Origin of the sequence: Pseudomonas paraeruginosa (assembly GCF_003025345.2) — a bacterium.
GTDB lineage: Bacteria > Pseudomonadota > Gammaproteobacteria > Pseudomonadales > Pseudomonadaceae > Pseudomonas > Pseudomonas paraeruginosa.
Genome location: NZ_CP020560.1, coordinates 508065 through 531729, shown reverse-complemented (window position 1 = coordinate 531729; position 23665 = coordinate 508065). Strand labels below are relative to the sequence as shown.

Here is a 23665-nt window from a genome sequence, read left to right as displayed (position 1 = left end):
TAGGCGCGGCCGTCGGTCGGCCGCGAAGGGTCAGGCGTGGGTGTCGATCAGCGTACCGAGGGTCTCGTCGGCCACCTCGATGACCCGCGCGCCACTCTGCGCCTCGAGCTTGCCGCGGGTCAGCTCGAGCATCTGCTCAGCCTGGGGCGAACGGGCCTCGACGGCATTGCGGGCGATCTCGCTGCCGGCCTGGGCGACGCGGGCGCTACCCGACTGCAGCGTGTTCAGGCCACTGACGAAAGCGTTGCCGGAGATTTCCACCGTCGACTCCTTGGAGGCGCGCATGCGCCACTGCGATAGCAAGTGGCTTCTATTCAAGCAGACTTGGCCGCCGCTGGGTACCGCCCGTTGGTTATGGGCGGCCGGCTGTTTATAGCCCGATGCCCAGCGGGCGCAGGTCGAGGTGCGCGGCCACCGCCGCCGGACCGGCGTCGGCCAGGCGCGGCACGCGGCCCAGGCAGGGCGCCGGCAGGCGCTCGGCGAGGGTCGCCAGGTTCTCCTCCAGGCGCGAGGTGGCCGGGTCGACGATGTTCGCTACCCAGCCGGCCAGCGCCAGGCCGTCGCCAAGGATCGCCTCGGCGCTGAGCAGCGCATGGTTGATGCAGCCCAGGCGCACGCCGACCACCAGCACCACCGGCAGCCCCAGCAGGCGCGCCAGGTCGGACAGGTTCTCGCGGCCCTGCAACGGCACCCGCCAGCCGCCGGCGCCTTCCACCAGGGTGAAATCGGCCCGCAGCGCCAGCACCTCGCGCACCGCGTCGTGCAGACGCGCCGCGCTCAGCTCGACGCCGGCCTCGCGCGCCGCCAGGTGCGGGGCGATGGCCGGCTCGAAGGCCAGCGGATTGACCTGTTCGTAGGCCAGCGCCAGCGAACACTCGCCGAGCAGCGCCAGCGCGTCGCCATTGCGCAGGCCTTGCGCCGTGGCTTCGCAGCCGGACGCCACCGGCTTCGCCGCAGCGGTACTCAGGCCGGCACTCCGGGCCGCGTGGAGCAGGCCGGCGGCAATGGTGGTCTTGCCGATCTCGGTATCGGTCCCGGTGACGAAAAACGCCGGCATGGTTCAGGAATCCTTGCGCAGCACGCCGAAGACGACGCGGTAAGTGGCGGGCAGCCCTCCGGGCTGGCGGAAACGCTCGTAGGCGGCGACCAGCGCGCGGATGCGCTGGCGCCCGGTGAGGCCATCGGGGCGCCCGGGGTTGAGGTTGTGCGCGCCCAGCGCCTTGAGTTCGTGGGTCAGGCTGCGCAGGTCGGGGAAATGCAGCACGCGGTCTTCATGGCGCAGGACCAGCGGTAGCAGGCCGCTGCCGGCGGCGTGTTGCAGATAGTCGGCGAAGGCGCGGAAGCGATTGACATGGACGAAGCCGTCCACCACCCGCCAGCTGTCGCGCAACTCGCCCAGGGTCCCGACGCACAGGCTGCTGAACGCCAGCACGCCACCCGGCCGCAGGACCCGTCGCGCCTCGGCGAGCACCGCCGGGAGGTCGGCGCACCACTGGATGGCCAGGCTGGAGAACAGCAGGTCGCAACTGCCGTCGCGCAACGGCAGCCTCTCGGCGTCGCCGCCGATGAAATGGCTGGCGCCGCCGCGCGCGCGGGCATGTCGCAGCATGCCTTCGGCGATATCCACGGCCAGGCCTTCGCCGCCGCCGAAGCGCTGCGCCAGGGCGCGGCTGAAGTAGCCGGTGCCGCAGCCGAGATCGACCCAGCGGCGCGGCGCGAAGCCTTCCGGCAATGCAGCCAGCAGGCTCTCGCCAACGCCGCGCTGGAGTTCGGCCACCGCGTCGTAGCTGGCCGCCGCGCGGGAAAACGACGCGGCGACCTGGCGCTTGTCGGGCAGCGCCGCAACGCCATGGGGCGCCAGCAGCGGCGCGGAAAGGTCAGGCATCGTCACCCTCGCGGAGGAATCTCAGGATCGCGCCGGCCACCTCGTCCGGGCATTCCAGCGGCAGGCCGTGGCTGGCCGCCAGGGTCGCGACCTCGACGTCCGGCAGCCACTCGAGCAGGGCCTCGGCGGCCGCCACCGGCACCAACGCATCGGCCCCGGCGAACAGGTGCAATTGCGGCCCGCGGAAGTTTTCCAGGGCGGCTCGGGTATCCAGTTGGCCGAGCAACTGCAGGCCGGCGACCAGCGCCTCGCGCTCCAGCTGCGGCAGCGCCACCTGCAGTTGTCGCGCCAGGGTCCGCGGGTCGCGCGCGCCCTGGCTGACCAGCAGGGTGAAGCGCTTGCGGGTCAGGTGCGGTTCGAGCAGGAAGGCCTCGAAGAAGTCCTCGAAGGTTTCCGCCGGCATCGCGTTCGGCCAGTCCTCGCGCACACGGAAGCACGGGTTGCTGGCCAGGGTCAGCAGCCCCCGGCAGTCATCGCCGCGCCGCGCCGCCAGTTCGCTGGCGAGCATCCCGCCTAGCGACCAACCGGCCAGCCAGCTGTCGCGCGGCAGGTTGTCGTCGAGTTCGTCGAGCCAGTCGGCGGCGTCGGCCAGCGACGGCAGCGGCTCGATCAGCACGTTCAGGTGTGGCTCGCGCTCGTGCAGCGCGTCGCGCAGCGGTTCCAGCGGCGCGCTGCCCAGGCCCCAGCCCGGCAGCAGGATCAGGTGGTCACGCATCGTCTCCCTCCTCGGCTTCGATCTCTGCCAGAAGGCTAGACGACAGCTGTCGCCAGCTTTCGCCGAGGGCTTCGAGCAAGCGGTCGACCTGTGCCTCGCTATGCGCCGCGGACAGCGTGACGCGCAGCCGCGCGCTGTTGGCCGGCACGGTCGGCGGGCGGATCGCGCCGACCATGATCCCGCGCGCGCGGAGCATGTCGGCCAGGGCCACGGCCTGGCGGCTGCCGCCGACCAGGATCGGCTGGATCGGCGTGAAGCTGTCCATCAGGGTCAGGCCGAGCGCTTCGGCGCCACGGCGGAAACGCGCGATCAGCGCCGCCAGGTGTTCCCGCCGCCAGCTTTCGCGGCGCAGCAGCTCCAGGCTCTTCAGGGTGGCGCAGGCCACCGCCGGAGGCTGGCTGGTGGTGTAGATGTAGGGCCGTGCGTACTGGACCAGGGTCTCGATCAGTTCCTCGCTGCCGGCGACGAAGGCGCCGGCGGTGCCGAAGCCTTTGCCGAGGGTGCCGATCAGCACCGGCACCTGCTCCTGGCCGAGGCCGAAGTGTTCGACGATGCCGCCGCCGGCGGCGCCCAGCGGGCCGAAGCCATGCGCGTCATCGACCATCAGCCAGGCGCCGCGGGCCTGCGCGACGGCGGCCAGGGCCGGCAGGTCGGCGAGATTGCCGTCCATGCTGAAGACCCCATCGGTCACCACCAGGATGTTGCCCTCGGCCTTGTCCAGGCGCGCGGCGAGGCTCGCCGGGTCGTTGTGCAGGTAGCGCGAGAAGCGCGCCCCGGAAAGCAGTCCGGCATCCAGCAGCGAAGCATGGTTGAGGCGGTCCTCCAGCACCGTGTCGCCCTTGCCGACCAGCGCGGTGACCGCGCCGAGGTTGGCCATGTAGCCGGTGGAGAACAGCAGTGCGCGCGGCCGCCCGGTGAATTCGGCGAGGGCCAGCTCCAGCTCGTGGTGCGGCCCGCTGTGGCCGACCACCAGGTGCGAGGCGCCACCGCCGACGCCCCAGCGCTCGGCGCCGGCGCGCAGCGCGGCGATCACCTCGGGATGGTTGGCCAGGCCGAGGTAGTCGTTGGAACAGAAGGCCAGCAGCGGCTGGCCGTCGACCACGACGTCCGGGCCCTGGGCCGACTGCAGCAGCGGTCGCTGCCGGTAGAGGTCTTCCGCGCGCCGGGCGGCGAGGCGGGAAGCGAGATCGAAGGACATGGCAGGTCGCTCGTGTTGCTGGACGGACGCGGGCGCGCCCATCCACGCAGGGCCGACATCAACGGCTGCAACGAAGGGAAGGCGGCGCCCTCCCTTCCAGTATGGTCAGGCGGAGGCGGCGTTATAGAACAGCTGCGAATCGCGTTGTTCCACCAGCGCCTGCTCGATGGCCGCCTGGTGCACTTCGTCAGCGTGCTCTTCGCGCTCTTCCGGCTTGATGCCGAGCCGGGCGAACAACTGCATGTCCCTCTCCGCCTGCGGGTTCTTCGTGGTCAGCAGCTTCTCGCCGTAGAAGATCGAGTTGGCCCCGGCCATGAAGGCCAGCGCCTGCATCTGCTCGTTCATCTGCTCGCGGCCGGCCGACAGGCGCACGTGGGACTTCGGCATCATGATCCGGGCCACCGCCAGGGTGCGGATGAAGTCGAACGGATCGACGTCCTTCTCTTCCGCCAGCGGCGTGCCCTTGACCTTCACCAACATGTTGATCGGCACCGACTCCGGGTGCTCCGGCAGGTTCGCCAACTGGATCAGCAGGCCGGCGCGGTCGTCCACCGACTCGCCCATGCCGAGGATGCCGCCGGAGCAGATCTTCATCCCCGCCTCGCGCACGTAGGCCAGGGTCTGTAGGCGCTCGCCGTAGGTACGGGTGGTGATGATGTTGCCGTAGAACTCCGGCGAGGTGTCCAGGTTGTGGTTGTAGTAGTCGAGGCCGGCGTCGGCCAGCGCCTGGGTCTGTTCCTGGGTCAGCCGGCCCAGGGTCATGCAGGTCTCCAGGCCGAGCCTCTTCACGCCCTTGACCATCTCCAGGACATAGGGCATGTCCTTGGCCGAAGGATGCTTCCAGGCCGCGCCCATGCAGAAGCGGGTCGATCCGATGGCCTTGGCCTCGGCCGCCGCCTCCAGGACCTTCTGCACCTCCATCAGCTTTTCCTTATCCAGGCCGGTGTTGTAGTGGCCGGACTGCGGGCAATACTTGCAGTCCTCGGGACAGGCGCCGGTCTTGATCGAGAGCAGCGTCGAGACCTGCACGCGGTTCGGATCGAAGTGCGCGCGATGCACCGTCTGCGCCTGGAACAGCAGGTCGTTGAACGGCTGTTCGAATAGCGCGCGGACTTCGGCGAGGGACCAATCGTGGCGGGTGGCGACGGCTGCGGATGCGCTCATGGGGAGATTCCTTCGACGCTTGGTGGCGCCTCGTTATTCGGTGACGCCACGGCACGGGCGCGGCTGTTCAGGCTTTCGAGGCATGATAAGTAAGCATGAGTCGCTGTCAACCTTCGTAAAGTCACAGGTCGACATATGAACACAATTTGAACAACGAAGGCCCGGCATCATCGCCGGGCCTTTTCGCCCTAGCCTTGCCCCATCAGTTCCAGCCGCCTCAGCCGCTGCCGATATTGCGCCCGCGCTTGCATTGCCTGTTCCAGGGTAACGGCAACGAAACGCGCCCGGTTGTTCGGTTGCAACTGGCCGATCAGGTCGAGGTCGGCGCTGATCACCGTGCCGATCATCGCGTAGCCACCGCCGGACACCGCGTCGCGATGCAGGACGATGGGCTCCAGCCCGCCCGGGACCTGGATCGAGCCGATCGGATAGCAGGCGTCGACGATGTTCGAGGGGTCCGAACCGGCGCCGAACGGCTGCTCGCGGGGCTCGAACGCCAGCGGCTGGCCGCCCTTGTAGCGATAGCCGGTACGGTCGGCCTCCGAGCCCACCGTCCAGGTATCGGCGAAGAAGCGCTCGGCAGCCTCGGCGGTCAGTCGATGGTAATAGAGGCCGGGAACCACCCGCAGGATCACCTCTTTCTCCAGCGCCAGCCCCAGCGAGGGCGGCAGTGCCAGTCCCTCGCGCGCCTGTGCCGAAGGCTCGCCCAGCGGCAGCAGGTCGTCGGTTTGCAACCGCCGCCCCAGGTAGCCACCGATGGCGCCCAAGCCATAGGTGGAGCGACTGCCAAGTACCAGCGGCACGTCGATGCCACCCGCCACCGCCAGATAGCCGCGCGCGCCCGCCGTCGGATAGCCGAACTCCAGGACCTGCCCGGCACGCACGCGGAACGAGGTGTCCAGCGGCATGTCCTGGCCATCCAGACGCGGCTGCATGCGCGCGCCGCTGACCGCCACCAGGGCGTCGCGCTGGAACTCCAGTTGCGGGCCCATCAGGGCGAACTCCAGCACCGCCGCGTCGGCGGAATTACCCACCAGCCGGTTCGCCACGCGCAGGGCGTACTGGTCGAGCGCACCGGAGGGCGGGATGCCCAGGTGGTAGTAGCCTTCCCGACCCGCGTCCTGTACCGAGGTGGCCAGTCCGGGCTTGAGCACCTTAATCGACATGCAGCACCTCCTGCAGACGTTGCGTGCAGCCTCGCGGATCGGCGAGGAACGCGTCGAGATCGAAACTCACCGGGCGGATGCGCAGGTCGAATGTGCCCGCTTCGACTTCGGCCGCCATGCGTTCGTATTCGGTCCGCTCGATGGGGCGGAACTGGACGATGTCGCCAGCGCGGAAGAACACCATCGACTCCGCGAGATAGGGCAGGCCCTGGCGTGGATCGAAGATCGGCGCCGGAGTCACGCCGAACATCTGGTAGCCGCCGGCGCCGCGCACCGAATAGATGCAACCGAAGCAGCCACCATGGCCGAGGGTCAGCTTCGGCGTGTCGATGCGCGGCCGCAGGTACTTGGGTACCTGCAACTGCCGCTCGCGCTCGACCATCTGGTACATGAACGGCAGGCCGGCGACGAAACCGACCATCGAGACGAACCAGGGCGTGCCGCTATGCGCCTGGATGAACGCCTGGACGTCGGCATAGCCGTTGATCCGCGCGGCGTACTCGAGGTCGGTGGACGTCGGGTCCTGGTGACGGTCGCGAAAACGCATCAGGGTCTCGTGGGTCCAGGGATCGTTGTACAACACCGGCACTTCGACGATACGCGTCTCGATGCTGCGCGCGGCGACCGCCTCCGCTTCCAGTCCGCGCACGGTCTCCAGCAGCGCCTGCGGGGCCAGCCGGTCGGGGTCGAAGCGGACCTGGAACGAGGCGTTGGCCAGGCATACGTCGAGCACCCCGGGCAATTGCAGGGACTCGATGGCGCGGCTGATCGCCATGCCGCGGAAGAAGGCTTCCAGCGACATGGACTCGGCGACCTCGGCGAACAGGTGCTCGTCGCCGCCGAAGCTGTAGCGGATATTCGCGTGCATCTCAGGTCTCCAGGGCGACGGCCCGCTCGGCGAGCCAGGTTTCCAGGGTGCCGGTATCGAACTGCGCGGCCTGCACCCGCGCATCGGCGAGCAGCCAGCGATGCAGCGGCAGGGTGCTGGCCATGCCGGCCAGTTCGGTGCGCTCCAGCGCCTGGCGCGCGCGGGCGAACGCCTCGCTGCGGTCGCGGCCGTGGACGATCAGCTTGGCCAGCAACGAATCGTAGTACGGCGGCACCCGGTAGCCGGGATACAGGTGGCTGTCGACCCGCACGCCCTCGCCCTGCGGCCATGCCAGGCGCTCCACGGTGCCGGGGCTGGGGAAGAAATTGCGCGCCGGATCCTCGGCGTTGATCCGCATCTCCAGCGCCGCGCCGTTCAGGCGGATCTCTTCCTGGCGCCAGGGCAGCGCCTCGCCGGCGGCGATGCGCAGCATGGCCTGGACCAGGTCGATACCGGTGACCATCTCGCTGACCGGATGCTCGACCTGGATACGGGTGTTCATCTCGATGAAGAAGAACTCGCCGCTGTGCGCGTCGAACAGGTATTCCAGGGTGCCCGCGCCACGATAGCCGAGACTCTGCGCCAGGCGCACAGCGCTCTCGCAGAGTGCCTGGCGCTGCGCCCCGTCCAGCGCCGCCGAAGGTGCCTCCTCGAAGACCTTCTGGCGGCGCCGCTGCAGCGAGCATTCGCGTTCGAACAGATGCACCACGCGCTCGCCGTCGCCGAGGATCTGCACTTCGATGTGCCGCGCCTGGCGGATGAAGCGCTCCAGGTACACCGCCGGCGAACCGAAGGCGGCCTGCGCCTCGCGCTGGGCGATGGGGAATTCCCGACGCAGTTCGTCGGCGTCGCGGGCGATGCGGATGCCACGCCCGCCGCCGCCGGCGGAAGCCTTGACCAGCAGCGGGTAGCCGACCTCTTCGGCGCAGGCCAGCGCCGCGTCGAGGTCGTCCAGCTCGCCGGGCGAACCCGGCACCACCGGCACCCCGGCGGCCATCGCGGTGCGTCGCGCCTCGGCCTTGTCGCCCATGCGACGGATGGTCTGCGCGTCCGGGCCGACGAAGACCAGGCCGGCGGCCTGCACCGCCTCGGCGAAGGCGGGGTTTTCCGACAGGAAGCCGTAGCCGGGGTGGATCGAGTCGGCGCCGGTCTCCCGCGCCGCCGCGAGAATCGCCTCGCTGTCGAGGTAACTCTGGTCGGCCCGCGCCGGGCCGATCAGGCGTACTTCGTCGGCCAGCCGCGCGGCCAGCGAATCGCGATCCGCCTCGCTGCACACCGCCACCGTGGGAATGCCCAGGGCCTGGGCGGCGCGGACGATGCGCACGGCGATCTCGCCACGATTGGCCACCAGCAGCTTGTTCAGTCGTTTGTGCATGGCAGGCTCCTCATTCCGCGCTGGCGATCACCGCCAGCACCTGGCCCGGCTCGATGGCCTCGCCATCGGCCACCCGGAACGCCTGGAGCACGCCAGCCTGTCCGGCCTGCACCTCGGAGAACTGCTTCATCACCTCGATCAGCCCGATCACGCTGCCGGCCTCGACCGCCTGCCCGACCTCCGCGTAGGGCGGCGCGTCGGGACTGGCCTTGCGATAGAAGGTGCCGGGCAAGGGGGACTGCACGTTATGTTCGGCCATGACGAATCCTCATTATTCGAACGTTGTAGGAAATGGCAGAAAAAGCCGTTCGCGGGACGGGCGCTCAGCGCGGCGCCTTGATCCGGATGCCCGCCGCCTCCAGGCGCGCGCGGGTGCCGGCGACCAGTTCCAGGGCGCCGGGGGTGTCGCTGTGGATGCACACCGAGTCGAAGGCGATGTCGAGGTCCTCGCCCTCGACGGTGCGTACCTTGCCCTCGCGGCAGGCACGCAGGACCTTGTCGGCGACCTGCCGGGGATCGAGGGCGGCGACCCGCCGGGTGAAGACGATCGAGCCGCTGCGGTCGTAGTCGCGGTCGGCGTAGAACTCACGCACCAGCGGCTGGCCCAGTTCCCGGCCGATGCGCCAGGTGGCCGAGCCCGGCATGCAATAGAGCAGCAGTTCCGGTTCCAGGCGTTGCAGGGTTTCGACGAACAGGCGGGCGGCCGCCTCGTCGCGCGCCAGGTGCATGTACAGCGCGCCGTGGGGCTTGACGTGTTGCAGCGCCAGGCCCTCCAGGCGGGCGAACTCGCGCAGTGCGCCGAGCTGGTAGAGCATGTCGTTGACCAGCTCGATGGCCGGTGCCTGGATGTGCCGGCGGCCGAAGCCGACCAGGTCGCGGAAGCCCGGATGGGCGCCGATGGCCACGCCATGCTCGGCGGCCATCTCCACGGTGCGGCGCATGCTGCTCGGGTCGCCGGCATGGAAGCCGGTGGCGATGTTGGCGCTGCTGATCAGCGGCATGATCGCCGCGTCCACGCCATCGCCGATGGTCCATGGGCCGAAGCCTTCGCCCATGTCGGAATTGAGGTCGACTTCAGTCATTGCCGGCTGGCCTCATCTGTCTTGTTGTGGGATGGGGCCACGGTAAAAGCCGCGGAAGGTATTGGGTAGATTTATTATTCGATAGACTCGTTTCTGAAAAACCGATACCTCCTACGGACGCCCATTCCATGGCCCTGACCCTTCGCCAGGTTCGCTACTTCATCGCCACCGCCGAGTTCGGCCAGATTTCCCAGGCCGCCGTCCACCTGAACATCTCGCAGTCGGCGGTGACCAGCGCGATCCAGGAACTGGAGGCCATGCTCGGCGTCGCCCTGTTCACCCGCACCGCGCAGGGCATGAACCTGACCGACAGCGGCCGGCACTTCCTCAACCATGCGTACTCGATCCAGCGCAGCGTCGACGACGCCCTGGCCAGCCCTCTGCCGGACACCCGTGTCGGCGGCAGTCTGAAGGTCGCCGCCAGCTACACGGTGATGGGCTACTTCCTGCCCCACCACCTGCAACGCCTGGCGCAGTGGTACCCGGAGCTGCGCTTGCAACTGTTCGAAGACGAACGCGCCAGCATCGAGCGCGGCCTGCTCGACGGGCGCTACGACATCGCCGTGCTGCTCACCGGCAACCTCACCGATCCCGGGATCGCCGCCGAGACCCTGTTCAACTCCGAACGCCGCCTCTGGCTGCCGAGCCGCCATCCGCTGGGCGAGAAGGCCAACCTCGGGCTGGCCGACGTGGCCGGCGAGCCGTACATCATGCTCACCGTCGACGAGGCCGGACAGAGCGCGCTGCGTTACTGGGAGCGCAGCGGCCACCGGCCCCGGGTGATCCTCCACACCAGTTCGGTGGAGGCGGTGCGCAGCATGGTCGCCAACGGCTCGGGGGTGGCGATCCTCTCCGACCTGGTGTACCGACCCTGGTCGCTGGAGGGCAAGCGCATCGAGACCCTGTCGCTGGTCGACCCGGTGCCGTCGATGAGCGTCGGCCTGGCCTGGCGCCGCGACGCCGAGCCAAGCGCCGGCATGCGCGCCTTGCGCGAGTACTTCCGCCAGTCGTTCCTCGCCCCGCAACAAAGCAGCAGCCGGCGCTGAACCCGGCGGCTAATCTCTGATCCAACCCAAGGACCACTCAGGACAGGACACTCATGGGTACAGAAGGCTTTTTCGACGGACTGGGCGAGATGCTGGGCAGGGCCATCCGCTTCGTGGTGGACCTGCTTTCCGGCCTGCTGGGCGGCATCTGGAGCGCCATGGACGATTTCCTCCACGGCCTGGCCAGGGCCATCGGCATGGACGCGTCGCTGTTCAGCTTCGTCTTCCTGGTGCTCGGCCTGCTGCTGCTCTACAGCGGCATCCGCGCCTTCATGCGCCGTTCGATCATCGGCGGGATCATCTGGACGGTGCTCGGCCTGATCGTGATGAGCTGGCTTATCCACTGATCGACGCGTCGGCTGTTTCCGCAAAGGCCGAAGGAGCGTTTCGGCAATCCACAGGCGAATTCCGAACCCGCTGCCGACGGCTGGTCTGCAGGGCGTTCCTGTCGTTGCATGGCGTGACATCCGCCTGGAAGTCCCGCCATGTCGTTCCCGCTCCAGTATCTGCCGCGCTGGCTCGCGCCGGCACCGGCCTGCCTGCTCTGCGCCGCCCGCAGCGACCAACCGCCTCGTCCGCTGTGCCGAGCCTGCGCGACCGAGCTGCCCTGGTCGGGCCGGCAATGCCGGCGCTGCGCCCTGTCCCTGCCGCTGGACGGGCAGTTGTGCGGCGAGTGCCTGCGCCGCCCACCGGCCTATGAACAGGTAATAGCGCCCTGGCGCTACGCCTTCCCGCTGGACAGCCTGATCAACCGCTTCAAGCACCAGGCGGCCTGGCCGCTGGGACGGCTGCTCGGCGAACTGCTGGCGGAGCACCTGCGACAACGCTATGCCGAAGGCCTGCCGCGCCCCGTACGCCTGCTGCCGGTCCCGCTGGCGCCACGCCGCGAACGTCGCCGCGGCTTCAACCAGGCGCGGTTGCTCGCCGACTGGCTGGCCGGCGAACTACGCCTGCGCTGCGCACCGCACCTGCTTCGGCGTGTGCTCGACACCCCTGCCCAGCAGGGCCTGGATGCCGCGCTGCGACGGCGCAATCTGCGCCACGCCTTCGCCCTGGCCCCCGGCAAGGAGGTTCGCGGCCTGCACCTGGCGCTGGTCGACGACGTGCTCACCACCGGCGCCACCGCCGAATGCCTCGCCCGCCTGTTGCGCCGGGCGGGCGCGGCGCGGGTCGACGTCTATTGCCTGGCGCGCACGCCGAAGCCCGGCTGATCTGGGCTAGACTGCGGCGCACTCGATACCGGAGACGAACCATGCGCGCGCTGCTGGTCGCGGCCTGCCTGTCGCTGGGCGGCTGCAGCCATTTCGCCGAAGACGACTGGCTGGGCCAGGACAAGGCCCTGCACTTCGCCAGCTCCGCCGCCCTCGCCGCGGCCGGCATGCAGGCGGCCCATGAACGAGGCCTGCGCGGTGGTCGCCAGGCCCGCTTCGGCCTGAGCTTCTCGCTCGCCTTCGGCGTCGGCAAGGAACTCCACGATAGCCGTGCCGCCGGCAGCGGCTGGAGCTGGAAGGACCTGGCCTGGGACGTGGCCGGTTCCGCCGCCGGCTACAGCCTCTACCGGGCCGCGGACTGACGCCCTTGCGTTTTGCCGCGGGCTGTTGGAGCCTTCGCCGTATACGTCCGCTCATAGCGAAGCCTCCATGTCCGCACTCTCCACCCTCGCCCAGCACGTCACCCGCCGCCCGCAACGCATCGCCCTGCTCGCGCAGATCGCCGAACTGGGCTCCATCACCCGTGCGGCGAAGGCCGTGGGCATCAGCTACAAGGGCGCCTGGGACGCCATCGACGAACTGAACAACCTGGCCGACCGCCCGCTGGTCGAGCGCAGCGTCGGCGGCAAGGGCGGCGGCGGCGCGCGGCTGACCGCCGAGGGCGAGCGCCTGCTGGCCCTCTACCGGCGCCTGGAAGCCTTGCAGGCACAGGTGCTGCAGGCCGCCGAGGACGCCGAGGACCTCAACCTGATAGGCCGCCTGATGCTGCGCACCAGCGCGCGCAACCAGTTGCACGGGCGGGTGCTGTCGATCCATGGCGAAGGCTTCCACGACCGCATCGCCATCGAGCTGCCCGGCCAGCAACGCATCGAGGCACTGATCACCCGCGCCAGCACCGAGCAGCTCGAACTCGGCCGCGGCCGTCCGGTGCTGGCGCTGATCAAGGCCGGCTGGCTGGAAGTCGACCTGGAGCCGCGCGACGACCAGCCGAACCAGTTGCACGGCACCCTGGAGGAAATCCTCGCGGCCAAGGCCGGCCCGAGCGAGGTGCGCATCGGCCTGGGCAGCGGCCTGACCCTCTGCGCGCTGCTTTCCGGCGAACGCCTGGCCAGCCTGGGCCTGAAGAAGGGCCGGAAGGTGGTCGTCTCCTTCGACCCGGCCCAGGTCCTGCTCGGCACGCCGCTGTGAACCTGCCGGGGCGCGCCGGCTTGCGTACACTAGGGGACTTTCGAGCCCTGGATGCCCCGTCATGTCCCATCCCTTCGACTCACTGACCCCCGACCTGGTCCTGGATGCCGTGGAAAGCCTCGGCTATCTCAGCGACGCCCGGGTGCTGGCACTCAACAGCTACGAAAACCGGGTCTACCAGGTCGGTATCGAGGACGACGAGCCGCTGATCGCCAAGTTCTACCGGCCGGACCGCTGGAGCGACGCGGCGATCCGCGAGGAACACGCGTTCTCCGCCGAGCTGGCGGAATGCGAGGTGCCGGTGGTGGCGCCGCTGACCCGCGACGGCGAGAGCCTGTTCGGTTTTGCCGGCTTCCGTTTCGCCCTGTTTCCCCGGCGCGGCGGTCGCGCGCCCGAGCCGGGCAATCTCGACCAGCTCTACCGCCTTGGCCAGTTGCTCGGCCGCCTGCACGCGGTGGGGGCCACCCGGCCGTTCGAGCACCGTGAGGCGCTCACCGTGGATAACTTCGGCCACGCCTCGCTGGCCACCCTGCTGGAAGGCGACTTCATCCCCCGCAGCCTGCTGCCGGCCTACGAGTCGGTGGCCCGCGACCTGCTCAGGCGCCTCGACGCGCTGTTCGCCGAAGTGCCCTACCAGCCGATCCGCCTGCACGGCGACTGCCATCCGGGCAACCTGCTGTGCCGCGACGAGGTCTACCACATGGTCGACCTCGACGACTGTCGCATGGGCCCGGCGCTGCAGGACCTGTGGATGATGCTCGCCGGCGAACGCCATGAGCGCCTGGCGCAGATTGCCGAACTGGTCGATGGCTACAACGAGTTCCACGACTTCGACCCACGCCAGTTGCCCCTGCTGGAAGGCCTGCGCAGCCTCCGCCTGATGCACTACAGCGCCTGGCTCGCGCGGCGCTGGGACGATCCGGCGTTCCCGCCGAGCTTCCCCTGGTTCGGCAGCGAGCGCTACTGGGGCGAGCAGGTGCTGGTGCTGCGCGAACAACTGGCGGCGCTGGACGAGGAACCGCTGCGGCTGTTCTGAGCGCGCTCTCCGTACAGGGCGAATGGCGCGTAGCGCCATTCGCCCGTTTCTATCCACAGCCCCTCGGCGGCTCCCGCAAGTGTGCCGGTGCTTTTCCGCGGAAACTGTGCGCAGACAAGCTCGCCGCCCCCCTACTAGAATTCACAGGTCACTCGCGCGTGCGTTCGATGCACGGCCACTCCTACCTGCCTGACGTTTCAAGGATTCTCCATGGCGACCGCCAACCTCCGTCGGGGCTATGTCCTCGGCCTGACGGCTTATGTGATCTGGGGACTGTTCCCGCTCTACTTCAAATTGCTCGAACGCATCCCCGCGGTGGAAATCATCGTCCAGCGCGCGGTCTGGTCGGCCCTGTTCGGCGCCGTCCTGCTGCTGTTCTGGAAGCACCCGGGCTGGTGGCGCGAGTTGCGCCAGAACCCGAGGCGCTTCGTGGTGCTGGCCGCCAGCGGGCTGCTGATCGCCAGCAACTGGATGACCTACGTCTGGGCGGTGAACAACGGCCACATGCTCGAGGCCAGCCTGGGCTACTACATCAACCCGCTGATCAACGTGATGCTCGGCATGCTCCTGCTCAAGGAGCGCCTGCGTCCCTTGCAATGGCTGGCGGTGGCCCTGGCCTCGCTGGGCGTGGCGCAGCAGGTCTGGCAACTCGGCAGCCTGCCCTGGGTGTCGCTGGTACTGGCGCTGACCTTCGGCTTCTACGGCCTGATCCGCAAGCAGGCGCCGGTCGCCGCGCTGCCCGGACTGGTGGTGGAAACCTGGCTGCTGCTGCCGCTGGCGCTGGTCTGGCTGCTGTTGTTCGCCGACGGGCCGACCAGCGAAGCGGCGTTCTGGAGCACCCCCGAAGCCTTGTGGGTGGTTGCCGCGGGCCCGGTGACGCTGGTTCCGCTGGTCTGCTTCAACGCCGCGGCGCGCCACCTGCCCTACGCCACCCTGGGCTTCCTGCAATACCTGGCGCCGACGCTGGTCCTGCTGCAGGCGATCCTGCTGTTCGGCGAGCATCTGGATTCCAGCCGCCTGACCGCCTTCGCCTTCATCTGGCTCGCCCTGGCCGTCTACAGCCTCGACGCCTGGCGCAGCCTGCGCCGCCTGCCGCAGCCGGGCTGACGTTATCCCCAGGCTTGCGGAACTCCGCAAGCCTGGCGAAAAAACACGCACTCCTTCCTATCCCCCGCCAATACTGACGTTCAGCGATCCACCCCAGGCTTTTCCACAGGATCATGCACGCACTTTGTGCATAGACCTGCTTCTCCTATCCGCAGGCACGTGGATAACTCTTCGGAAGAGGCCCTGCAAAGCGCCTGATCAGTCTTTGAGCACACCTCTGCTGGCCAGTCTTACCAATGGTTACAGCGATATACACAAGGCTTACCCACAAAGCTGCCCAAGGCTTTTGTGAGCAACTGTGGATGAACCAGAAAAGCCATCGATCAAAAAACGTACGGACACCTGGACTACCGATGGATAAAGGCCTGCATGGATTCTTCCCCGGCTTACCCACAGACTGCTCCACGTTATTTGTGCACAGGGGCAAAGATAGCGGCGAAGGTTAATCCACAAGCAAAAGCACAAGAGAGGCTGCTCAGAAAACGAGCAAACCCTTGTATCGCCCATGGATAGAGGCCTGCAAGCTTATCCACACAGAATATCCACAGGCTGGTCCACCTGGTTTGGGAATAACCGCAACGCCGCTGGTCAAAAAACGCGCTATGATCCCAAAGCCTCGCGGCGCCTGGGCTTCAGGGTTTCACCCAAGGTTTTTCCACAGGCCCGTCCCCGGCTTTCCTGAACAACTTCAGGAGGCTTCCAGCACCAACTCCACCATCAGGTCGTCGGCGAGGTCTTCCAGGCGCTCGCGCAGGGTATCCAGCGGCAGCGTCAGGGGCACCGCCAGCAGCGCCTCGGCGTGGAACAGCGGTTCGCTGCTCATTGGCGCGGGGCGCACCTCGGTGGCCAGGCTCTCCAGGTTCACCCCATGCTCGGCGAGCAGCCGGGTGATGTCGCGGACGATACCGGGCCGGTCGTTGCCCACCAGGTCGAGTCGGATCGGTTTCCAGCTGCACACCGGCTCGATCCCGCTTTCCGCCAGCAGCACACGGATGCCATGTTTGGACAAGCCTTGCAGGCCCTCGACCAGTTCGTCGTAGCCTTCCGCCGGCACGGCCACCCGCAGGATCCCGGCGAACTGTCCGGCCATCCGCGACATGCGGCTTTCCAGCCAGTTGCCGCCGTGGGAAGCAATGCATTGGGCGATGCGCTCGACCAGGCCGGGATGGTCGGTGGCGATCACGGTCAGGACCAGGTGATCCATGAGCTTGCCTCCTGCTGGGACGAATGGGAGTTCAGAGCTGCAGCCAGTAAGTGTAGAACTGTTCGTCACGGACATAGCCGAGGCGCTCGTAGAGCGACTGCCCGGCATGGTTGGTCTTCGCCGTCTCCAATTGCAGGCCGCAGGCGCCCATGCTTTCGGCGAAACGCCGGGCCTGGTTCATCAGGGCCTCGCCGACGCCCTGGCGGCGCGCCTCCGGGCGAACGAAGAGATCGCTGAGCAGCCACGAAGGTCGTAGCGCCAGCGAGGCGAACAGCGGATAGAGTTGGACGAAGCCCAGCGCCCGCGCCTCGGCGTCCCTGGCCAGGAACAGGGTCGAGTCGCCCTGGCGCAGGCGCTCGGCGAGGAATGCGCGGACCTGTTCTTCCGGCGCCGGCACTTCGTAGAAGTCGAGGTAGGCGGAAAACAGCGGAACCAGGTCGGCGAGATCGGCGAGGGATGCTGCATGGACGGGCATGGCGAGGCTCCTGGGGCGATTCCGGGAGTATAGGCAAGGCGCTCAGGGCGCATTGAAACATCCTGCGACGCCGCGCCGCAGTTGGGTTCGAAAGAAATCGTGTACTGTTTTCAGATTTATCTGGAACAAAGTACAGTTTTTTTGCGAACATTGAGCCTGGCCAACGTGACCGTGAAGCGTCATCCAGTCGTAACGCGACGCGTAACCACTGATTTTTCCCGCGGCATCATGTAGTATGCCGCGGCTCGGACTACAAGGCCGTGCGGCCCGGGTCCAGAGCTGGTCTAGAGCAGAGTGAGGCAAACAATGACTGAACGCGTTCAAGTCGGTGGCCTGCAGGTCGCCAAAGTCCTGTTCGACTTCGTGAACAACGAAGCCATCCCCGGAACCGGCGTCTCTGCCGACTCGTTCTGGACCGGTGCGGAGGCCGTGATCAACGACCTCGCACCGAAGAATAAAGCCCTGCTCGCCAAGCGCGACGACCTCCAGGCCAAGATCGACGGCTGGCACCAGGCTCGCGCCGGCCAGACCCATGACGCCGCGGCCTACAAGGCCTTCCTCGAGGAAATCGGCTACTTGCTGCCCGAGGCGGAGGACTTCCAGGCCGGCACCCAGAACGTCGACGACGAGATCGCCCGCATGGCCGGCCCGCAGCTGGTGGTGCCGGTGATGAATGCGCGCTTCGCCCTGAACGCCTCCAACGCCCGCTGGGGTTCGCTGTACGACGCGCTCTACGGCACCGACGTGATCAGCGAGGAAGGCGGCGCGGAGAAGGGCAAGGGCTACAACAAGGTTCGCGGCGACAAGGTCATCGCCTTCGCTCGCGCCTTCCTCGACGAGGCCGCGCCGCTGGAGTCCGGCTCCCATGTCGACGCCACTTCCTACAGCGTGAAGAACGGCGCGCTGGTCGTGGCGCTGAAGAACGGCAGCGAAACCGGCCTGAAGAACGCCGGCCAGTTCCTTGCCTTCCAGGGCGATGCCGCCAAGCCGCAGGCCGTGCTGCTCAAGCACAACGGCCTGCACTTCGAAATCCAGATCGACCCCAGCAGCCCGATCGGCCAGACCGACGCCGCCGGCGTGAAGGACGTGCTGATGGAAGCCGCCCTCACCACCATCATGGACTGCGAGGACTCGGTCGCCGCGGTCGACGCCGACGACAAGGTAGTGATCTACCGCAACTGGCTGGGCCTGATGAAGGGCGACCTGGCCGAGGAAGTCAGCAAGGGCGGCACGACCTTCACCCGCACCATGAACCCGGACCGCGTCTACACCGGGGCCGACGGCTCCGAACTGACCCTGCACGGCCGCTCGCTGCTGTTCGTGCGCAACGTCGGCCACCTGATGACCAACGACGCGATCCTCGACAAGCACGGCAACGAAGTGCCGGAAGGCATCCAGGACGGCCTGTTCACCAGCCTGATCGCCATCCACAACCTGAACGGCAACACCAGCCGCAAGAACAGCCGCACCGGCAGCGTGTACATCGTCAAGCCGAAGATGCACGGCCCGGAAGAAGCCGCCTTCACCAACGAGCTGTTCGGCCGCGTCGAGGACGTCCTCGGCCTGCCGCGCAACACGCTGAAGGTCGGCATCATGGACGAGGAACGCCGCACCACCGTGAACCTGAAGGCCTGCATCAAGGCGGCCAAGGATCGCGTGGTGTTCATCAACACCGGCTTCCTCGACCGCACCGGCGACGAGATCCACACCTCCATGGAAGCCGGCGCCGTGGTGCGCAAGGGCGCCATGAAGTCGGAGAAGTGGATCGGCGCCTACGAGAACAACAACGTCGATGTCGGCCTGGCCACCGGCCTGCAAGGCAAGGCGCAGATCGGCAAGGGCATGTGGGCCATGCCCGACCTGATGGCCGCCATGCTCGAGCAGAAGATCGGCCACCCGCTGGCCGGCGCCAACACCGCCTGGGTCCCGTCGCCGACCGCCGCCACCCTGCACGCCCTGCACTACCACAAGGTCGACGTGTTCGCCCGCCAGGCCGAGCTGGCCAAACGCACCCCGGCCTCGGTGGACGACATCCTGACCATCCCGCTGGCACCGAACACCAACTGGACCGCGGAAGAGATCAAGAACGAGGTGGACAACAACGCCCAGGGCATCCTCGGCTATGTAGTGCGCTGGATCGACCAGGGGGTCGGCTGCTCCAAGGTACCGGACATCAACGACGTCGGCCTGATGGAAGACCGCGCCACCCTGCGTATCTCCAGCCAGTTGCTGGCCAACTGGCTGCGCCACGGCGTGATCAGCCAGGAGCAGGTGGTCGAGAGTCTCAAGCGCATGGCCGTGGTGGTCGACCGGCAGAACGCCAGCGACCCGTCCTACCGGCCGATGGCGCCGAACTTCGACGACAACGTCGCGTTCCAGGCAGCCCTGGAACTGGTGGTGGAAGGCACGAAGCAGCCGAACGGCTACACCGAGCCGGTCCTGCATCGCCGGCGTCGCGAGTTCAAGGCGAAGAACGGGCTGTAGGCCGTTCGCCGCAGCGCAACGAAAAGCCGCCCCGAGGGGCGGCTTTTTCGTGGCGGACGGGTCGCGGATACGGCGGATATCGCGAGGGATCGTTTGTTCTGCCGGCACGTCGCTTGAAGCCTGAAGCCAGCTCAAGCTTCAAGCGACTTCCTCCCCCGGTTGTTAACTGCCAGAAGTTGCGAGCGATATAGACCGTAGGGCGATATTCGCCCTACTCCACGCTCTCCCCCGGCATCACCCGCCCAAGGCACGCGGCTTGCCGCCAGCTACTGCGCCATCCTGCGCAACGCCTCGCCATCCAGCCGGTAACGCACCCACTCGTCCTGCGGCAGCGCGCCGATGGAGCGGTAGAAGTCGATGGCCGGCTGGTTCCAGTCCAGCACGCTCCACTCCAGGCGTCCGCAGTCGTTGGCCACGGCCTCGCGGGCTAACTCGCGGAGCAGCCGGCGACCGGCGCCAACGCCACGGTACTCCGGGGTGACGTAGAGATCTTCGAGGTAGATGCCGTTGCGTCCCAGCCAGGTCGAGTAGCTGTAGAAGTACACCGCATAACCGATCGGCCGGCCCTCGCTCAGGCACATCAGCGCGCGGGTCGGCGAGCCTTCGGCGAACAGGCTGCGGCGGATGCCTTCGACATCGGTGACCACCTCGTGGCGGGCCCGCTCGTAGTCGGCCAGTTCGATGATGAAGGCAAGGATCTGTTCGGCGTCGGCCGGTACGGCGGGACGGATTTCGAGCGTCATGGGCAACCTTCCGATGAGAAACCCGGCCATCCTAGTGCGGCTGATAAGATGCATGAAGTGCATTCTTCTCATCGGCAACTGAATATCATGCATCCACTGCTGCGCCGTCTCGATCTCAACCTGCTGCTGGTGTTCGACTCCCTGTATCGCCACCGCAACGTCGGTACCGCCGCCGGCGAGCTGGCGATCAGCGCCTCGGCCTTCAGCCATGCGCTGGGGCGCCTGCGCCAGGGACTGGACGACGAGTTGTTCCTGCGCCAGGGCAACCGCATGCAGCCGACCCAGCGCGCCGAGCACCTGGCCGGCGCGGTGGCCGCCGCCCTGCGTGCCCTGGGCGAGGGACTCGAGGAATGGCGGCCGTTCGTGCCGGGACAGAGCCAGCGCACTTTCGTCTTCGCCACCACCGACTACACCGCCTTCGCCCTGCTCCCGTCGCTGATGGCCCGCCTGCAGCACAGCGCGCCCGGGGTGCGCCTGCGCCTGGTCAATGCCGAGCGCAAGCTGTCGGTGGAAGCCCTGGCCAGCGGGCGGATCGATTTCGCCCTCGGCTACGACGAGGAACACGAGCGCCTGCCAGAAGGAATCCAGGCCCATGACTGGTTCGCCGACCGCTACGTGGTGGTGGCGCGCCGCGACCACCCGCGCCTCGCCGGGGCACCGACGCTGGAGGGCTACCTGGCCGAGCGGCATGCGGTGGTGACGCCGTGGAACGAGGACAGCGGCGTGATCGACCGGCTGCTGGCCCGCTCCGGCCTGCGTCGCGAAGTGGCGGTGCAACTGCCGACGGTGCTCGCGGCGCTGTTCCTGGCAGGCTCCACCGATTTCCTGCTCACCGCTCCCCGACATGCCGCCCAGGCCCTGGCGGAAGCCGCCGGCCTCGCCCTGTATCCCGCCCCGTTCGACATTCCGCCCTACGTGCTGCGGCTCTACAGCCACGTCCAGCATGTCGGGCGTGACGCCCATGCGTGGATGATCGGGCAGTTGAAGGGCCTGGACATTTCCCGGACAGGCTGAGCTTCACGCCGCGCACCGTCGACGGGCGTCGCGGTAACACTGGGCACAATTATTGTGCACAATTTTCCCAATACGGCCTCCTGGCCGCCCCGTTTTTTCCCCTCCCTCTCATCCTTCAGCATAAACCTATGAATCGGTTAGAAATTCTTACCTGATCGAAGCGACAGCTTTTTCCCAAGCGGTTTCAGGGGCTTGCCGCCGAAAGGCCGGTTTCCACAGAGCGCGGAAAATCCGGTCGAGGAACGGTTGGCACATAACTGGCTTAAATATTCGAAATTCTTGTATACAAAAATAACAGACGAACCCGACCTCGCGCCGAGTTCTTCCGACTGCCGGAGGAGACCGCCATGTCCAGCACCCCGAAGCCGCCCGCCGCGCCCCGCGAGTTTTCCCCCTCGCTGCTCGACCTCGGCACCCTGGAAAGCCTCGACCATCTGCCGCGGGCCGGCCAGAGCGCAGCCGAGTTCTCCGCCGCGATGCTCGACCTGGGCACTCCGGCCAGTCTCGACTGCCTGCCCCGCGCCGGGCTGCGCGCAGCGGAGTTCTCGGCGGCGCGCCTGGACCTGGGCACTCCCGCCAGTCTCGATTGCCTGCCCCGCGCCAGCCATCACGCCGGCAGCGAACTGCCGCCGCTGAGCCCGCGCCTGTACAGCGCCGACCTCGCCCCGAGCAAGGCCGAAGGGCGTCGCTGGGGACGCTACAGCCTGTTCGCGCTGTGGACCAACGACGTGCACAACATCGCCAACTACTCCTTCGCCATCGGCCTCTTCGCCCTCGGCATGAGCGGCGCGCAGATCCTCGCCGCGCTGGCCCTGGGCGCGCTGATGGTCTACGGGCTGATGAACCTGTCCGGCTACATGGGCCAGAAGACCGGCCTGCCCTACCCGGTGATGTGCCGGATCGCCTTCGGCATCCATGGCGCGCAGCTTCCCGCGTTGATCCGCGCGGTGATCGCCATCGCCTGGTTCGGCATCCAGACCTATCTCGCCTCGATCGTCCTGCGCGTCCTGCTGACGGCGATCTGGCCGGGCCTCGCGGCCTACGACCAGGATGCGATCCTCGGCCTGTCGAGCCTGGGCTGGGCGACCTTCGTCGCCATCTGGTGCGTGCAACTGCTGATCTTCGCCTACGGCATGGAGATGGTGCGTCGCTACGAATCCTTCGCCGGACCGGTGATCCTGCTCACCGTCGCCGCCCTCGCCGCCTGGATGTACCTGCGCGCCGGCGCCTCCATCGCCTGGTCCAGCGGCGACCCCATGAGCGGTTCGCAGATGTGGCTGAAGATCTTCGGCGGCGCGGCGTTCTGGGTCACCCTCTACGGCACCATGATCCTGAATTTCTGCGATTTCGCCCGCGGCTGCCCGGACAAGCGCACCATCAGCGTCGGCAACTTCTGGGGGCTGCCGGTGAATATCCTGCTGTTCGGCCTGTTCGCGGTGGTGCTCGCCGGCGCCCAGTTCAGGATCGACGGCCAGCTCATCCAGAGCCCCACCGACATCGTCGCGGCGATCCCCGACACCGCCTTCCTGGTGCTGGCCAGCCTGGCGCTGCTGATCGTCACCGTGGCGGTGAACATCATGGCCAACTTCGTCGCCCCGGCCTACGTGCTCACCAACCTGGCGCCGAACCTGCTGAACTTCCGCCGCGCCGGGCTGATCAGCGCGACCATCGCGGTACTGATCCTGCCCTGGCACCTGTACAACAGCCCCGGGGTGATCCTCTACTTCCTCGGCGGCCTCGGCGCGCTGCTCGGCCCGCTGTACGGGATCATCATGGTCGACTACTACCTGGTGCGCAAAGGCCGGGTGAACCTGCCGGAGCTGTACACCGAGAGCCGCGCCGGCGCCTACCACTACGCGCGCGGGGTGAATCCGCGAGCCATCGCCGCCTTCGTCCCGGCGGCGATCATCTCCACCCTGTTGGCGCTGCTGCCGGCGTTCGCCGAACTGTCGCCGTTCTCCTGGTTCTTCGGCGCCGGCCTGGCGGGTCTGATCCACTACGCCCTGGCCAACCGCCGCGCGGCGTACCGCGAGGTGTCCGGCGAAGCGATCGCGGTGGACAGCGTGCAGCACTGAAGGGCGCCCGGCCGGCGCGGGCCAGCTAAGCCGGCAGCAACGCCCGCAGTTCCTCCTCGATCGCGTCGAGGGCATCCACCGAACGCTCGGCGCGGGCCACGCCGACCGCGCCCTCCAGCGCCGCGAGAATCAACCAGGCGCGCGAGCCGGCGGCCTTCTCCGCCATGCCGTCGGCGCGCAACGCGCGCTCGATGCCGGCGTGCCATGCGCGCAGCGCGCGGCGGCACTCGGCATGCACCGGGGCCAGCTCGGCATCGATGCTCAAGGTAGTGGAAAACACCGGGCAGGCTTCCTCGAAAGCCGATCGCTCCAGCCAGCCGCGCAGGGTCGCGGTGAATTCGCGCAGGACGTTGCGCGCGTGGGGCGCCGTGGCGCCGGCACGGTCGAGGAAGGTCTCGACCTCGGCGCCGACGAAGCCGATCGCCGCGCTGGCGATCTGCGGCTTGCCCTGGGGGAAGTAGTGATAGAGCGAACCTTTCGGCGCCTCGGCGCGGGCGATGATGTCGCTCAGCCCGGTACCGAAGTAGCCGCGGCTGGCCAGCAGCGAGGCGGTGGCATGGACGATCCGTTCGGCGGCATTGGACTTCTTCGGCAAACCTGACTCTCCAACTCACGGCAGACGAGCGGGC

25 protein-coding genes are annotated in these 23665 nt (G+C 67.9%); 10 read left to right on the top strand and 15 right to left on the bottom strand.

Annotation, left to right across the window (positions count from 1 at the left end):
* Positions 1 to 30: 30 nt before the first annotated feature.
* From B7D75_RS02525 to B7D75_RS02475, 11 genes are all read right to left on the bottom strand, one after another.
* The gene (locus B7D75_RS02525) at positions 31 to 261 is read right to left on the bottom strand and encodes a hypothetical protein (RefSeq protein ID WP_003153351.1); all 231 of its coding nucleotides are present in this window, start codon (positions 259 to 261) and stop codon (positions 31 to 33) included.
* A gap of 109 nt (positions 262 to 370) precedes the next feature.
* Positions 371 to 1057: a dethiobiotin synthase gene (gene bioD, locus B7D75_RS02520; protein ID WP_012074073.1), complete on the bottom strand. Its 687-nt coding sequence runs from the start codon at positions 1055 to 1057 to the stop codon at positions 371 to 373.
* A 3-nt stretch (positions 1058 to 1060) separates the two neighbouring features.
* Positions 1061 to 1885 carry a malonyl-ACP O-methyltransferase BioC gene (bioC, locus tag B7D75_RS02515; protein WP_012074072.1) on the bottom strand — a complete coding sequence of 275 codons (825 nt, stop codon included), beginning with the start codon at positions 1883 to 1885 and terminating at the stop codon, positions 1061 to 1063.
* On the bottom strand, positions 1878 to 2600 hold the full coding sequence (locus B7D75_RS02510) for an alpha/beta fold hydrolase (protein WP_012074071.1): 723 nt from the start codon (positions 2598 to 2600) through the stop codon (positions 1878 to 1880). Before B7D75_RS02510 ends, bioC begins: the two co-directional genes overlap by 8 nt.
* A complete protein-coding gene (gene bioF, locus B7D75_RS02505) occupies positions 2593 to 3798 on the bottom strand; it encodes an 8-amino-7-oxononanoate synthase (RefSeq protein WP_107113709.1) in 1206 nt (401 codons plus the stop codon). The genes B7D75_RS02510 and bioF overlap by 8 nt, the downstream gene beginning before the upstream one ends.
* A gap of 105 nt (positions 3799 to 3903) precedes the next feature.
* Positions 3904 to 4962, bottom strand: coding sequence for a biotin synthase BioB (gene bioB / locus B7D75_RS02500; RefSeq protein WP_034080861.1), 1059 nt, complete (start codon positions 4960 to 4962; stop codon positions 3904 to 3906).
* Positions 4963 to 5150: 188 nt separating this feature from the next.
* Positions 5151 to 6128 carry a 5-oxoprolinase subunit C family protein gene (locus tag B7D75_RS02495; protein ID WP_043098990.1) on the bottom strand — a complete coding sequence of 326 codons (978 nt, stop codon included), beginning with the start codon at positions 6126 to 6128 and terminating at the stop codon, positions 5151 to 5153.
* Positions 6118 to 6996 carry a 5-oxoprolinase subunit B family protein gene (locus tag B7D75_RS02490; protein ID WP_034080859.1) on the bottom strand — a complete coding sequence of 293 codons (879 nt, stop codon included), beginning with the start codon at positions 6994 to 6996 and terminating at the stop codon, positions 6118 to 6120. Before B7D75_RS02490 ends, B7D75_RS02495 begins: the two co-directional genes overlap by 11 nt.
* Position 6997: 1 nt before the next feature.
* Positions 6998 to 8371, bottom strand: coding sequence for an acetyl-CoA carboxylase biotin carboxylase subunit (locus B7D75_RS02485; protein WP_043098994.1), 1374 nt, complete (start codon positions 8369 to 8371; stop codon positions 6998 to 7000).
* Between the two features lie 10 nt (positions 8372 to 8381).
* A complete protein-coding gene (locus B7D75_RS02480; protein ID WP_003157983.1) occupies positions 8382 to 8630 on the bottom strand; it encodes an acetyl-CoA carboxylase in 249 nt (82 codons plus the stop codon).
* Positions 8631 to 8694: 64 nt separating this feature from the next.
* Positions 8695 to 9453 (bottom strand): 5-oxoprolinase subunit PxpA, encoded by a 759-nt coding sequence (locus B7D75_RS02475; protein WP_107113708.1) that lies wholly within the window; start codon positions 9451 to 9453, stop codon positions 8695 to 8697.
* A gap of 128 nt (positions 9454 to 9581) precedes the next feature.
* Between B7D75_RS02475 and B7D75_RS02470 the strand changes: the two genes are divergently transcribed.
* From B7D75_RS02470 to rarD, 7 genes are all read left to right on the top strand, one after another.
* Positions 9582 to 10499 (top strand): LysR family transcriptional regulator, encoded by a 918-nt coding sequence (locus tag B7D75_RS02470; protein ID WP_034080857.1) that lies wholly within the window; start codon positions 9582 to 9584, stop codon positions 10497 to 10499.
* Between the two features lie 53 nt (positions 10500 to 10552).
* Positions 10553 to 10846 (top strand): hypothetical protein, encoded by a 294-nt coding sequence (locus B7D75_RS02465; RefSeq protein ID WP_003157986.1) that lies wholly within the window; start codon positions 10553 to 10555, stop codon positions 10844 to 10846.
* A 138-nt stretch (positions 10847 to 10984) separates the two neighbouring features.
* The gene (locus B7D75_RS02460; RefSeq protein ID WP_107113707.1) at positions 10985 to 11710 is read left to right on the top strand and encodes a ComF family protein; all 726 of its coding nucleotides are present in this window, start codon (positions 10985 to 10987) and stop codon (positions 11708 to 11710) included.
* Between the two features lie 41 nt (positions 11711 to 11751).
* Positions 11752 to 12072: a YfiM family lipoprotein gene (locus B7D75_RS02455; protein WP_034080855.1), complete on the top strand. Its 321-nt coding sequence runs from the start codon at positions 11752 to 11754 to the stop codon at positions 12070 to 12072.
* A 67-nt stretch (positions 12073 to 12139) separates the two neighbouring features.
* On the top strand, positions 12140 to 12898 hold the full coding sequence (locus B7D75_RS02450; protein WP_053813275.1) for a TOBE domain-containing protein: 759 nt from the start codon (positions 12140 to 12142) through the stop codon (positions 12896 to 12898).
* A gap of 61 nt (positions 12899 to 12959) precedes the next feature.
* On the top strand, positions 12960 to 13934 hold the full coding sequence (locus B7D75_RS02445) for a serine/threonine protein kinase (RefSeq protein ID WP_107113706.1): 975 nt from the start codon (positions 12960 to 12962) through the stop codon (positions 13932 to 13934).
* Between the two features lie 210 nt (positions 13935 to 14144).
* Positions 14145 to 15041, top strand: a complete 897-nt coding sequence (rarD, locus tag B7D75_RS02440; protein WP_012074060.1) for an EamA family transporter RarD — start codon at positions 14145 to 14147, stop codon at positions 15039 to 15041.
* A 688-nt stretch (positions 15042 to 15729) separates the two neighbouring features.
* Here rarD and B7D75_RS02435 read toward each other — a convergent pair.
* Both B7D75_RS02435 and B7D75_RS02430 read right to left on the bottom strand, forming a co-directional pair.
* Complete coding sequence (locus B7D75_RS02435; RefSeq protein WP_012074059.1) at positions 15730 to 16245, bottom strand: glycine cleavage system protein R; 516 nt, start codon at positions 16243 to 16245, stop codon at positions 15730 to 15732.
* A 31-nt stretch (positions 16246 to 16276) separates the two neighbouring features.
* Positions 16277 to 16720: a GNAT family N-acetyltransferase gene (locus B7D75_RS02430; protein ID WP_012074058.1), complete on the bottom strand. Its 444-nt coding sequence runs from the start codon at positions 16718 to 16720 to the stop codon at positions 16277 to 16279.
* A gap of 306 nt (positions 16721 to 17026) precedes the next feature.
* Here B7D75_RS02430 and B7D75_RS02425 point away from each other — a divergent pair, with 306 nt between their 5' ends.
* Positions 17027 to 19204: a malate synthase G gene (locus B7D75_RS02425; RefSeq protein WP_058146341.1), complete on the top strand. Its 2178-nt coding sequence runs from the start codon at positions 17027 to 17029 to the stop codon at positions 19202 to 19204.
* A gap of 266 nt (positions 19205 to 19470) precedes the next feature.
* Here B7D75_RS02425 and B7D75_RS02420 read toward each other — a convergent pair whose 3' ends face one another.
* On the bottom strand, positions 19471 to 19947 hold the full coding sequence (locus B7D75_RS02420; protein ID WP_033999593.1) for a GNAT family N-acetyltransferase: 477 nt from the start codon (positions 19945 to 19947) through the stop codon (positions 19471 to 19473).
* 87 nt (positions 19948 to 20034) lie between these two features.
* Between B7D75_RS02420 and B7D75_RS02415 the strand changes: the two genes are divergently transcribed.
* Together B7D75_RS02415 and B7D75_RS02410 are read left to right on the top strand one after the other, a co-directional pair.
* Positions 20035 to 20961, top strand: coding sequence for a LysR substrate-binding domain-containing protein (locus B7D75_RS02415; protein WP_043099001.1), 927 nt, complete (start codon positions 20035 to 20037; stop codon positions 20959 to 20961).
* 347 nt (positions 20962 to 21308) lie between these two features.
* The gene (locus tag B7D75_RS02410; protein WP_079381861.1) at positions 21309 to 23036 is read left to right on the top strand and encodes an NCS1 family nucleobase:cation symporter-1; all 1728 of its coding nucleotides are present in this window, start codon (positions 21309 to 21311) and stop codon (positions 23034 to 23036) included.
* A 25-nt stretch (positions 23037 to 23061) separates the two neighbouring features.
* Here the strand turns inward: B7D75_RS02410 and B7D75_RS02405 are convergent, their stop codons facing one another.
* A complete protein-coding gene (locus B7D75_RS02405) occupies positions 23062 to 23631 on the bottom strand; it encodes a TetR/AcrR family transcriptional regulator (protein ID WP_012074054.1) in 570 nt (189 codons plus the stop codon).
* Positions 23632 to 23665: the final 34 nt, after the last annotated feature.